Annotated in this window: 13 protein-coding genes and 1 pseudogene; 12 read left to right on the top strand and 2 right to left on the bottom strand. The window is 46.3% G+C overall.

Annotated elements, in window-relative coordinates:
- Nucleotides 1-38: 38 nt before the first annotated feature.
- The gene (locus F3J30_RS14610) at nt 39-1,280 is read right to left on the bottom strand and encodes a hypothetical protein (RefSeq protein ID WP_166717696.1); all 1,242 of its coding nucleotides are present in this window, start codon (nt 1,278-1,280) and stop codon (nt 39-41) included.
- Nucleotides 1,281-1,440: 160 nt separating this feature from the next.
- On the opposite strand from F3J30_RS14610, the gene F3J30_RS14605 reads away from it, so the two are divergent.
- Both F3J30_RS14605 and F3J30_RS14600 read left to right on the top strand, forming a co-directional pair.
- Entirely contained in the window at nt 1,441-1,653 is a 213-nt protein-coding gene (locus tag F3J30_RS14605) for an AlpA family phage regulatory protein (protein ID WP_166717695.1), read from the top strand.
- A gap of 131 nt (nt 1,654-1,784) precedes the next feature.
- Entirely contained in the window at nt 1,785-3,347 is a 1,563-nt protein-coding gene (locus F3J30_RS14600) for a YfjI family protein (protein WP_166717694.1), read from the top strand.
- A gap of 376 nt (nt 3,348-3,723) precedes the next feature.
- Here the strand turns inward: F3J30_RS14600 and F3J30_RS14595 are convergent, their stop codons facing one another.
- A complete protein-coding gene (locus F3J30_RS14595) occupies nt 3,724-4,356 on the bottom strand; it encodes an inovirus Gp2 family protein (RefSeq protein ID WP_252478096.1) in 633 nt (210 codons plus the stop codon).
- A 608-nt stretch (nt 4,357-4,964) separates the two neighbouring features.
- Between F3J30_RS14595 and F3J30_RS14590 the strand changes: the two genes are divergently transcribed.
- From F3J30_RS14590 to F3J30_RS14545, 10 genes and pseudogenes are all read left to right on the top strand, one after another.
- Entirely contained in the window at nt 4,965-5,399 is a 435-nt protein-coding gene (locus F3J30_RS14590) for a hypothetical protein (RefSeq protein WP_166717693.1), read from the top strand.
- A gap of 59 nt (nt 5,400-5,458) precedes the next feature.
- Nucleotides 5,459-6,298, top strand: a complete 840-nt coding sequence (locus tag F3J30_RS14585; protein ID WP_166717692.1) for a hypothetical protein — start codon at nt 5,459-5,461, stop codon at nt 6,296-6,298.
- A 58-nt stretch (nt 6,299-6,356) separates the two neighbouring features.
- Nucleotides 6,357-6,548, top strand: coding sequence for a hypothetical protein (locus F3J30_RS14580; protein ID WP_041412185.1), 192 nt, complete (start codon nt 6,357-6,359; stop codon nt 6,546-6,548).
- 413 nt (nt 6,549-6,961) lie between these two features.
- Entirely contained in the window at nt 6,962-7,783 is an 822-nt protein-coding gene (locus tag F3J30_RS14575; RefSeq protein WP_166717691.1) for a DUF932 domain-containing protein, read from the top strand.
- Between the two features lie 30 nt (nt 7,784-7,813).
- Nucleotides 7,814-8,257, top strand: a complete 444-nt coding sequence (locus F3J30_RS14570) for an antirestriction protein (RefSeq protein WP_015673487.1) — start codon at nt 7,814-7,816, stop codon at nt 8,255-8,257.
- Nucleotides 8,258-8,269: 12 nt separating this feature from the next.
- Complete coding sequence (radC, locus tag F3J30_RS14565; protein WP_166717690.1) at nt 8,270-8,812, top strand: DNA repair protein RadC; 543 nt, start codon at nt 8,270-8,272, stop codon at nt 8,810-8,812.
- On the top strand, nt 8,809-9,030 hold the full coding sequence (locus F3J30_RS14560; protein ID WP_109948919.1) for a DUF987 domain-containing protein: 222 nt from the start codon (nt 8,809-8,811) through the stop codon (nt 9,028-9,030). The genes radC and F3J30_RS14560 overlap by 4 nt, the downstream gene beginning before the upstream one ends.
- Before the next feature lie 25 nt (nt 9,031-9,055).
- Nucleotides 9,056-9,421, top strand: a complete 366-nt coding sequence (locus F3J30_RS14555) for a type IV toxin-antitoxin system YeeU family antitoxin (protein ID WP_166717689.1) — start codon at nt 9,056-9,058, stop codon at nt 9,419-9,421.
- Nucleotides 9,422-9,459: 38 nt separating this feature from the next.
- Nucleotides 9,460-9,789, top strand: a complete 330-nt coding sequence (locus tag F3J30_RS14550) for a TA system toxin CbtA family protein (RefSeq protein ID WP_166717688.1) — start codon at nt 9,460-9,462, stop codon at nt 9,787-9,789.
- A 387-nt stretch (nt 9,790-10,176) separates the two neighbouring features.
- A pseudogene (locus F3J30_RS14545) lies at nt 10,177-10,784 on the top strand (tyrosine-type recombinase/integrase).

Raw genomic sequence — 10,784 nt, 5'->3', positions numbered from 1 at the left:
ACGAGAATCTTTTACAGTGGACTCGCCTTAAATTTTATTTATCCAGCAAAGTCTTGATAACCATCAAACTCCAGAGCCATGTCGTAACAAATATTGTCATTAAGATACCAGGGGAAGATGCATGGCTGATTCAATAAAAGGACATAATAATATCGAATTTTAGAGTAACTATTTTTTCTTATCGTTTTATGCCGCAAATACAAGTTTCTAGCTGATACACTAAAACCAAACCCCATAAACTTAGATCTGATTTTTTCTGAAATTGTAAGACTATTATTACCCTCGTAATAAATCGCCAATTCTGGTTCTACCCAACGGCTAACCTCAATATCAAATGCTCCCAGTGTTCCCAGCCAGCTTCCCTGCGTACCATCAAACATTCGTTTATGAAAATAAAATCTGCTCATATTTTTAAGAAGTTTTTTAGCATCTAAACCCGAAACATCGTTTTTACACTGAAAAACCACAAAGGAACCAGGCTTATCTTCCAGCAACCAAACATCAACAAGTCTTTTATAGTAATCAGCTACGTTCTTTCGCTCTGTAAAGGACATTCGGAGATCTGCAGCGGGTAAAACAAGAGTACCATTTTTATTGAGGGAGGTTATCACCTGTACTGCTCTTTGCAGCATCTTAAACTCAAAAAGTAAGCCTGTACGAATGAACAAAAGTGATAATTCTGAATCAGACCTCTTCACAAATTGGTCACGATGACGTGAGTATTTTCCACATAAAACAATACCCTGACTCACCAACTCACGATAAAAAAAGAGAGGTGCATCAGGATATTCCAGCGCATAGCAACATTCGGTAAGACGATATCTGATAAAACGCGGCATGGTAGATAATATCTTATCATTAAATAACTCTTCCGTTGCCTGAAAAAAGAAATCCCTGTCGACACCATTAAAATCAGCAATATTGCAAAGTAAAGCGATACTATAATTTCGGTTGTGTTCAACCAATTGCTCGAGAAGTTCTCTGTTATAAGGTGCACCACCATCAACACCTTTATTATTGTGCTCAACTATATCCGAAAAATAGTTGCTATCAATAGACAAGTGGACTTCGAGTGCACTCAGTAAATAATGCTTGGCTATCTGGGCCTGTTTTGCAGTTATCCCTGCCTTCTGAAGGATACTATTGATTCTGCCAAAAATACGGCGATACCACTCTTCTGCAACGGGGTCTGCGCATATGAGACTCATCATCACCTGACTGAAGTGAAGACTGTCGATAGCATCAAACGCTGCTTTCTGTACGGATGTTGTGGCTGGCATAAGTTAGTGTCAAAAAAAGTAGTTAATAATTGCCAATTTTAGACACTATTCGACTTCATTACCATCCATCGTATACCAGCCAGTCGGCTCAGGTATTGAATAACGGAGAGCCGTTATTAAACCAATAACTTACATCCATATAGTTCAATGAGGTAGAAAGATGACCACCGACGCCCAGACGGTAAAAATCCTACGCATGCGAGCAGTTGCGGCCAAACTCGGCATCGCACGCTCCACCATCTACGACTGGCTTAATGCCAAATCACCACGCCATGACCCGGCGTTTCCTAAGCCCTACCCCTTAGGTAAGCAATCCGTTGGATGGCTAGAGTCCGAACTGGATGAATGGGTTCTCCAGCGCAGAGCTGCATAGACCCCACCTCTCGTTTCACAAGGCGAGGTGTTTTCACCGACGCCCCCATAATCCACCTCAACTGTATGCCCTTATCCTGCGGGATAAGGCGCATCAGTTGCGTTTCATGACATAAACTCAGGATAGGTAATATGACTTACAACCCAATTACGACTCTCTCTCAGCTGGTAAGCCAGTCAGAGGAATCGTCCCTTCCCATCACAGCCTTCCCGCAAATCTTACAAGATGTTATTCGCTATCTTCAGGATGGCAGTAAATATTCAGCCGTGTTAGCAGCCAGCACGGTATTAGCTGCCGTCTCAAACAGCTGCCAGTCACTGATTGAGGTTTTCAATAACAATCACGGCTCATCAGAGCCGACAGCACTTTACTTTATGACACTTGGTGAATCGGGTTCAGGAAAAACGACCCTCAGCAAACTGGTTATGAAACCCTATGATGCATTGAAGGCTGAACTGGCGCAGGAATACCTGGAAAGACTGGCCACCTATGGACGTGATTTTGCCGTCTGGAAACCAGAATTGCAGGCTCTGGAAAGCAAACTCCGCACCGCAATCAAAAAGGATGACAATCCTGAGGACATCCAGGCGAGGTTACAGCAACATATCGCTCGCAAACCCATTCAACCGATTATGCCAATCCTTGTATACAACGACACCTCGCTTGCGGCTCTGCTTGATGGGTTGAGCATATATCCGAGCGCTTTTTTACGGTCTGAAGAAGGAAGTCGCTTTTTCGAGCATTGCACTATCGCTCAGCAGGCATTCTATAACGAGGCCTGGGATGGAGGGGTTTATGATTATAAGCGCAGCAATCGCGAGCCCTGTAGTTTCAAACCAACACTGACGGTATCGCTCATGTTGCAGCCATCTCTTTTTCTCAGTTATATGAAAAAACATGGAGCTGAAGCATTAGACAGTGGTTTCTTATCTCGCTTCCTGTTTGCCAGCATTCCATCCAACAATAATTATCCTTCCGGAGGCATGAGCTATCGCTACCGCCAGGATACGTTTTCCCGTGATGAGGAAGCTTTATGCGCTTTTCATACCCGGATTACTGCATTGCTGGCAAAACAAAAAGAACTTATTTGGTCCGCGGAAGTAAAGAAGAAAACACTCAAACTCTCACCTGATGCGGTTGCATATTGGGAAGGTAAACACGATGAGTGGATTTCAAGAGCAATGACTGAATCGTCATGGTCATTCATTAAGTCGATGGTAATGAAAGCAAGTGGGAATACTTTGCGCATCGCTGCATCGCTTCACTACTTCGTTAATCAGGACGATGAGACTATTTCTCTGGATTCTCTTCATCGAGCAGCGGCTATTATGGAATGGTATCTCAGTCATACTGCAGAGTGGTTTTATCAGTTCACTCCACAATACAAATTCCAGCAAGACGTTCAGGAGCTCACCAAATGGATCCATAATAAATTCGCATCCAACAATGGTTTGCCGTTCAAAAAGAATTACGTCATCAAATATGGTCCGTACAGGTTTCGCCGGAGTGATATACTGGAGCCACTTTTGGACTACATTATGAGTACTGGTATATTTGCCTACATCCACAAAGCCCCTCCTCATTCGGCGGTGTATATTACCTGGCGTATGCCTAATGGATACTTCGCCCCTATTGCAGAACACAACGCAAATAAATACTCACCACCAAAACAAGATGATAACCCCATTAGCTAGCCGTTCTCAAATGTACTGCTGACACTAATTTTAATTTTTTCGCAATGATGCATAATTGTTATCAATAACCCGTATTCAAAGGCTCGTGATACTCAAGTATCAACGAGCCTTTTCTTTTGAAAAAGTTTCCGGTGTCTGTTTTAGCTCTGCTACCATCGCTACAGTAGCGAGCTGTAGCGGTATTTTGAAAGATATCCGCAGTGGAAATAGATCAAATTGCTCAATTATCATCCATCACTGGCTATGACATTTCAATCGCTACAGGCCTGCTACAACAGATTACAGCGTACGCATGTTAACGTTTTGCTAAGAATAAAACCGCTACAACGCTGCTACAGCCTCTTTAAAATCGCAATATATCCATACCAGTGAATAATCAGGACTGACTACAACCAAAATTACGCATGCCATCAGAACCGTCTTTGGTGGCGAGTTTAGTCAAATACGACAAACTGCGTCCCAGTTGACCGTAATAGTATTCAAACTTCTCACCATTTTTATCCAGTCTGAAATCTCCCTCCTTAACAAAATGCACAAGTTGATAATGCTTCTGATAGTCAGGCGTGACATTGAGACTCAGCGTTCTCATCCAGGCCTCCATAATCATTAATGCCAGGTTATGGATATAAAGTCCTTCTATGGGATAATAGGTACCCGCATTACAGTAAACATCATTATTCAGCATCAATGCCACATGGTAATGCTTCTTGCCTTTTTCCTCACCAAACTCTCTTGACCAGACATATCGAACATTACAGGAGCGAATACGTTTTCCCTGTGCGGCTTTACGTTTCTGTGTATGCTCAATCTGAGATTTTAAAGATTCAATAAATTTTGTTATTAATTTAGGATCTGCCTTGTAATACTCATAGTTCTCATCAGGTAATCTCAAGATGATATTTAACACAAACGTCCTTGGGTATTCCTGTAAAGACTTATCAAGTGTTTCACGAATACGATCCATATGATGCTGATTACTTATCCCGAAGGGACTGATGAATATTTTCACTTTTAACTCCTGATATTAATCATCTCAATATCATTTTCTGGATATGTAAATAACTACTATTTTTATATTCAAAATTATTGCCATAGGAGAGTGATATAGATTGTCATGATACTAAATACAGTACTTCTTTATTATTATAATACCAATCAGCCACAAATATTCTCCTGCATGTTAAAATTGCAATAGAAGAAGGAAACAACTAAAAACGTCAATTAACCTACATAATATATCCAGTAATTACTCCGAAGTTAGTACCTTTAAAACAACTAATACAAACCTGTATTAAAGTTGTTGATTCTTAATATCTTGATTAGAACGTATCCCAAAAAATTTCACACCTATATCACTCAAACGAACCGCAACAGACATTCGTTTCCGGCTTGTATCTTGTTGATCTGTGGCACCGATCGATACTCAAATCATGATAGTCAAAAACTATCAATTACATTCTATTGATCGTTTTTATAATAGATAATAGCGATCAATTTCAGAAAACCGATCTGTATTAACGATTATCCCATCCCCTGCCAAATGCATACGATTGGATAGCCTCAGACAAAGCTCAAAGGCCATTTTTATCTTATAAAACACTCAGTAAGGATTTTTTTATGTTGAAGATAACCTCTGCACTGTTCTTGAGTGCCACGCTGTTCAGCACCGCTTCGGACGCCATGGGCCGGGAGCAACATTGGGGTAGCTGGTTTGGCACTATCAATGTGATGGAGTTTGAACTTAACACCGACAACAGCGCAGGTGAACGCCTGACTCTGACCTGCCGAGACAATCAGCTGGTCGTGGGTTACAGCGCACCAGATAAAGCTCATGCGGAATTTCCCGACGACGGACAAAAAACGGTGGGACTGAATATCAACGCAGTGCATTACCAGCCTGGCGAGGCGGCCTTTATGGCGCTTAAAAATACAAATGATGATGGTCAAATTGAAGTCACCCAGATGAACGAGCCGTCATCTCACCCCTTTAAAGCAGTTGGGCTGCATGACGCGTTGCAGGACCTGACCTGGGAAGACTGCATTAGCCATTAATCCCCTCTCCAACTACAAATTCACCCGTATCGTTAACAATAATGAATAAGGATGTCTTTATGTCGACATTACTCTCACGCCTGGTTTTACTCCCGATCCTTTTGTTCCCGGCACTTAGCTTTGCCATCACTATCCAGGGGCATATTCACCCTGAGCGGTACACCTTCTTTCTGACGGAAAACGGCGGTGAAATGCTGCGTGATATGAACAATGAGGCAGTCAGCGTCAAACTCAACAATAAAGCCGGTTTCAACGCTGAGGCGCAAAATATGGCTGCGGCGGCAAATATATCTCCCTTGCTGTATGCCGCCTCACCGCTTGAACAGAACTTTATCCGCTACGACGGAAAGCCTGTAAAAGCCCTGACTTGCCTCATCACCACCCGCACCATGCCGGGCCAGAATAAAAATTATGCATGGGAGGAAACCTACTGCCTGGATGAAACCGGTGCGGCCTACATTAGCACTAAAGGCTGGCCGTCTCGCACTATTTTCAGTAAGAGCTGTGTCGTGGGCGCTGCTGATTGCCCTGTTTACCTGAGCATGAACAACGACCCGCCAACCTTGCGTAATGACTCGGTGCAATATGTTCCTTACAGCCGCGAGCGCGTAGGTGGGCAGAAAGAACGTTATCCTGAGCCAAAACCAACGCCTGCGGAAACCGTCGCAGAGCAGGACGGTTATGTGGTGAATTTTGTTAAATCCAGTAACTGCGCCGACAGCAAGCTCATTGTGAAAAACACAAGCTCAGGGAAAAGCGCTGTAATTGCAGGACTCAATGGGTGCACGTTTGATCCAAAGACCAATGCAGTCATCATCTTTACCCAAAATGAATACGTCGGCGTTTACAGTGGCCCCACTAACGCTTCTCAGGAAATAGCCTCCGCAGATCTTCCCTAATCACTCACCCTGTCCGGTATACGCTTCCTGCGATGCCGGACATCTTATGGACTTACCAATGAAAAACGCAAAATCGCCGGACGATACCGTGCCAGAAGAGCAACCGCTGGATCTGACCTGGCCCGTTGTTTTCAGTGTCACCGGACTCACGCTGCTGCGAAGCAAATCGGTTGTATGCCAGACGCTCGGGGCCACGCTGACCACACTCAGCCTGATACGCCTTATAAAAAAACTCGCCACCCTTGCCTGAAAAATTCGTTGTCAGGAAAGCGGTCTATATCTGCGCCTAAAACTCAATCGCTGAAGAAATATCGAGGCTGGCTGCAACGCGCTGCTATCAACGGACTCTGCGCCGTTGCAGAGGACACACTCAATGATGATGTCTTTGTGTTATCAGTATGCAGCAAAGTCTACCGGCACTTACCGCTGCCCATCCAGAGGATCGCTACGTGCGAATGGTGTCTTCGATACCTCCAGTACGGCAAGCCCATGATTCTGAGGCGAATACAGCGTCTTCGGGCCTACAGCGACAATTCGCCTGCGTTACCTGACGATAAAGCAGCAGGACAGCAGGAACAAACCCCGCCCCAGCACTGAATACTTTCCCTCAATCCAGAACCACTCTTCGGAGTGGTTTTTTATGCCCATTCAAAGGAGATACCCATGAGATTAGCCAGCCGCTTTGGCCGTATAAACCAGATACGCCGAGACCGACCTCTGACCCACGAAGAGCTGATGAGTCATGTCCCAAGCGTTTTCGGGAGTGACAAGCATGAATCTCGTTCAGACCGTTACACCTACATCCCGACCATCACCATCCTCGAAAGCCTGCAGCGGGAAGGCTTTGAGCCGTTCTTTGCCTGCCAGACGAAGGTTCGCGACCAGAGCAAGCGGGAGCACACCAAGCATATGTTGCGTCTGCGTCGAGCCGGACAACTTATCGGGCATCAGGTGCCGGAAATCATTCTTCTCAACAGCCATGACGGTTCGTCGAGCTACCAGATGCTACCGGGACTGTTTCGTGGCGTCTGTACTAATGGTCTGGTCTGTGGCCAGTCATTCGGGGAAGTGCGGGTACCGCATAAAGGTAATGTCGTCGAGAAGGTAATTGAAGGGGCTTACGAAGTGCTCGGGGTCTTTGACCGGGTGGATGAGAAACGCGATGCAATGCAGTCACTGGCGCTGCCTACACCAGCCCAACACGCAATGGCGAATGCCGCACTGAAGTATCGCTTTGGTGAGGACCACCAGCCGGTCACGGTATCGCAGTTGCTGACCCCGCGTCGTCGGGAGGACTACAGCGATGACCTGTGGACCGTTTATCAGCGCGTGCAGGAGAACCTGATGAAAGGTGGTCTGTCAGGGCGAACCGCACAGGGGAAAAGCAGCCGCACCCGGGCTGTTACCGGTATTGATGGCGATATGAAGCTCAACCGCGCCCTGTGGGTTATGGCAGAAAACATGCTCGAGTTTTTCGGGCGTTAAACAACCGTTCCGGCATAAGGAGAAAGTTTAATGAATACACAAAACATTCAGCTCGCTGAGCAGACAGCTATTGCGGCCTCAGTGGTCCCTGACGACTTACGTATAGGCTTCTGGCCGAAGCACTTTGGCTCCATCCCACAGTGGATAACCCTTGAGCCTCAAATCTTTGCCTGGATGGATCGACTATGTACCGATTATCACGGTGGTATCTGGAACTTCTCGACGCTCAGTAACGGTGGCGCTTTTATGGTTCCTGAGGCAGAGCACGATGAGAAGTGGACATTGTTCAACAGTATGAACGGCAACGGTGCGGAACTTACTGACGAAGCTGCGGGGATAGTCGCTTGCCTGATGGCATACAGCCATCACGCGTGCCGTACCGAATGCGATGCGATGACTGAGCATTATTATCGCTTACGAGACTTCGCGCTGAGCCATCCAGAGTGCACCGCCATTATGCATCTCATTGACTGAGGAAAGCCGAACATGAGTACCGCAATATCCCCACTGTTATCGCAGCCTGAACTCTTGCCGGTGTCGGTCATGGCTCAGCATGGCTGTTTACTCCCTACGACTTCCGGACTGACACCATACGCCCAGCGGACCATTCGCCGCGCTATCAACCTGCTGGATAAATATCTGCGTCAGCCCGGTATAGCCTTTACCTCAAGTACTGCAGCCCGTGACTGGCTCCGGTTACAACTGGCCAGACAGGAGCGGGAAGTGTTTATGGTGCTCTATCTCGATAATCAGCATCGTTTACTGGAGAGTGAAACGCTGTTTGCCGGTTCGGTAAACCATGTGCAGGTTCATTCCCGTGAGGTGGTGAAGTCGGCGCTTCGTTTCAATGCTGCAGCTGTCGTGCTGGCGCATAACCATCTCTCCGGCGATCCGGAGCCCAGCAAAGCCGATCGCCAGTTGACGGACAGGCTAAAGGAGGTGCTGGGACTAGTCGATGTGAAGACGCTCGATCACCTGGTTGTCGGCCAGGGTGGCATTGTGTCGTTTGCAGAACGAGGCTGGATATGAAAACCATCAGTAAACGCCAGGCCATGGCCTTGTACCGACAGCATCCAGACTCCCGGCTGTTTCGCTTCTGTACCGGCAAATATAAATGGACAGGCAGTATATGCCATTATGCTGGCCGGGAAGTTCAGGACATACGCGGCGTTCTGGCCGTGTTTGCTGAACGTCGTCAGGACCGCCATGGTCCCTATGTCATTCTTCGAAGTGTCACTCTCAATTAATCCTTCCCTTTAATCAGGAAAAATAATGAACAATCACTCAGAATCCGGTACTAAGCCGGAGAGTCCCGCCCGCCAGTTGTGGGGACTGAAGCGCGATATAACACCTTGTTTTGGGGCTCGTCTGGTTCAGGAAGGCAACCGACTGCACTATCTGGCTGACCGAGCAGAATTTAGCGGGGCGTTCACCGATGATGTTGCAATGCGCCTTGACCAGGCATTTCCGCTCATGATGAAACAACTTGAGCTGATGCTGACCAGTGGAGAACTTAACCCTCGCCACCAACACTGCGTTACGCTATACCACAACGGCCTCACCTGCGAAGCCGACACACTCGGCTCCTGTGGCTATGTCTACATTGCTATCTATCCTGAGCAGACTGAGCTGCAATAACCCCCTGCTTATTCCCTTAACATCACAGAGTAAACATAATGCAAACCATATCATCACACCCGACACGGGCGACTCAGCCCTGCCTGTCACCTGTTGAAATCTGGCAGCGGCTGCTAACTTATCTGTTGTTGCAGCACTATGGCCTGACACTGAATGACACACCGTTCAGCAATGACTCCACCATCCAGGAACATATTGATGCTGGAATATCGCTCAGTGATGCAGTGAACTTTCTGGTAGAAAAATACGGGCTTGTCCGTATCGATCGGAAAGGATTTTCGTGGCAAGAACAAACTCCGTATCTTTCCGTAGTGGATATTTTGCGAGCAAGACGCTCTACCGGCTTGTTAAAAACTGACGTGAAATAAACGCTTAAATACAGAGCAGACTAAAGGAAAGCAAAATGCTAATCTCGTAGACAAAGAGACCTCTGCTGTAACCTCCCCTCCCCTGCAAAAAACCTGACATTTTCTTTTAGGACCAACAATGGGACCAAAATGAAAATTGAATTGATTATTAGCACATATAAAACAAATAGTTATAAAACCAATTCAGACTCCGCCAGCCCACCAAAATTCTCCATCGATGATTACCAGAGTCATCCGATGAAGTCCTGAGAGCCCGCACGGCGCAAGCCCTGCGGGCTTTTTTGTGCCTGTCGTTTTCCGAGAACATCCGGCTAAATCCAGTGATTATTGGTATACGGTAGGATGTATACCTAAAAGCGTATACCAATTCATGAAGGAGCGGTCACAGTGGCATGGACAACACGCTCCCTAATTACCGAAGTTCTGTGCGCCAAAGCGTTAGAGAAGGTTCTAACGCTGCATGATGGCGATGGGCTTTTCCTGATAGTGAAAACCAGCGGAAAAAAGCTCTGGCGTTTCCGTTATCAACGTCCGGCAACAAAGCAGCGAAAAATGATGGGGCTACCCTTTCGCTTGCTGATGCCCTAGGGTTACGAACTGATTACCTTGCCTTATTAGCCAAAGGAATCGACCCGCAAGTTCAAGCTGAAGTTGCAGAGGAACAGCAGCAAGATGTGCTCGAAGTGATGAAACCTATCAGTGCTCATCGAGAGCATGTTTTTCCTAGCAGAAATGACCCAAAGCAACCGATGAATAGTCAGACCGCTAATGCTGCAATAAAGCGGATTGGCTATGGCGGCAAACTAGTTGCCCACGGGCTACGCCCTATCGCAAGTACTGCAATGAATGAAGCAGGTTTCAATGCGGATGTAATTGAAGCGGCTTTAGCTCATACTGATAAAAATGAAGTTCGAAGAGCTTATAATAGATCTACATATATAGAGAAAAGAATAACACTTATGGATTGGTGGGGAACGGAAGTAAAGAACCTATAA

The sequence above is a fragment of the Enterobacter sp. Tr-810 genome, assembly GCF_011752765.1.
Classification (GTDB): domain Bacteria; phylum Pseudomonadota; class Gammaproteobacteria; order Enterobacterales; family Enterobacteriaceae; genus Enterobacter; species Enterobacter soli.
This window is presented reverse-complemented; position numbering and strand designations above follow the sequence as displayed.

Bases quoted from the DNA above. Each gene is read 5' to 3' on its own strand.
- F3J30_RS14610 (WP_166717696.1), bottom strand. From the start codon at position 1,280: ATGCCAGCCACAACATCCGTACAGAAAGCAGCGTTTGATGCTATCGAC.
- F3J30_RS14605 (WP_166717695.1), top strand. From the start codon at position 1,441: ATGACCACCGACGCCCAGACGGTAAAAATCCTACGCATGCGAGCAGTT.
- F3J30_RS14600 (WP_166717694.1), top strand. From the start codon at position 1,785: ATGACTTACAACCCAATTACGACTCTCTCTCAGCTGGTAAGCCAGTCA.
- F3J30_RS14590 (WP_166717693.1), top strand. From the start codon at position 4,965: ATGTTGAAGATAACCTCTGCACTGTTCTTGAGTGCCACGCTGTTCAGC.
- F3J30_RS14585 (WP_166717692.1), top strand. From the start codon at position 5,459: ATGTCGACATTACTCTCACGCCTGGTTTTACTCCCGATCCTTTTGTTC.
- F3J30_RS14580 (WP_041412185.1), top strand. From the start codon at position 6,357: ATGAAAAACGCAAAATCGCCGGACGATACCGTGCCAGAAGAGCAACCG.
- F3J30_RS14575 (WP_166717691.1), top strand. From the start codon at position 6,962: ATGAGATTAGCCAGCCGCTTTGGCCGTATAAACCAGATACGCCGAGAC.
- F3J30_RS14570 (WP_015673487.1), top strand. From the start codon at position 7,814: ATGAATACACAAAACATTCAGCTCGCTGAGCAGACAGCTATTGCGGCC.
- radC (WP_166717690.1), top strand. From the start codon at position 8,270: ATGAGTACCGCAATATCCCCACTGTTATCGCAGCCTGAACTCTTGCCG.
- F3J30_RS14560 (WP_109948919.1), top strand. From the start codon at position 8,809: ATGAAAACCATCAGTAAACGCCAGGCCATGGCCTTGTACCGACAGCAT.
- F3J30_RS14555 (WP_166717689.1), top strand. From the start codon at position 9,056: ATGAACAATCACTCAGAATCCGGTACTAAGCCGGAGAGTCCCGCCCGC.
- F3J30_RS14550 (WP_166717688.1), top strand. From the start codon at position 9,460: ATGCAAACCATATCATCACACCCGACACGGGCGACTCAGCCCTGCCTG.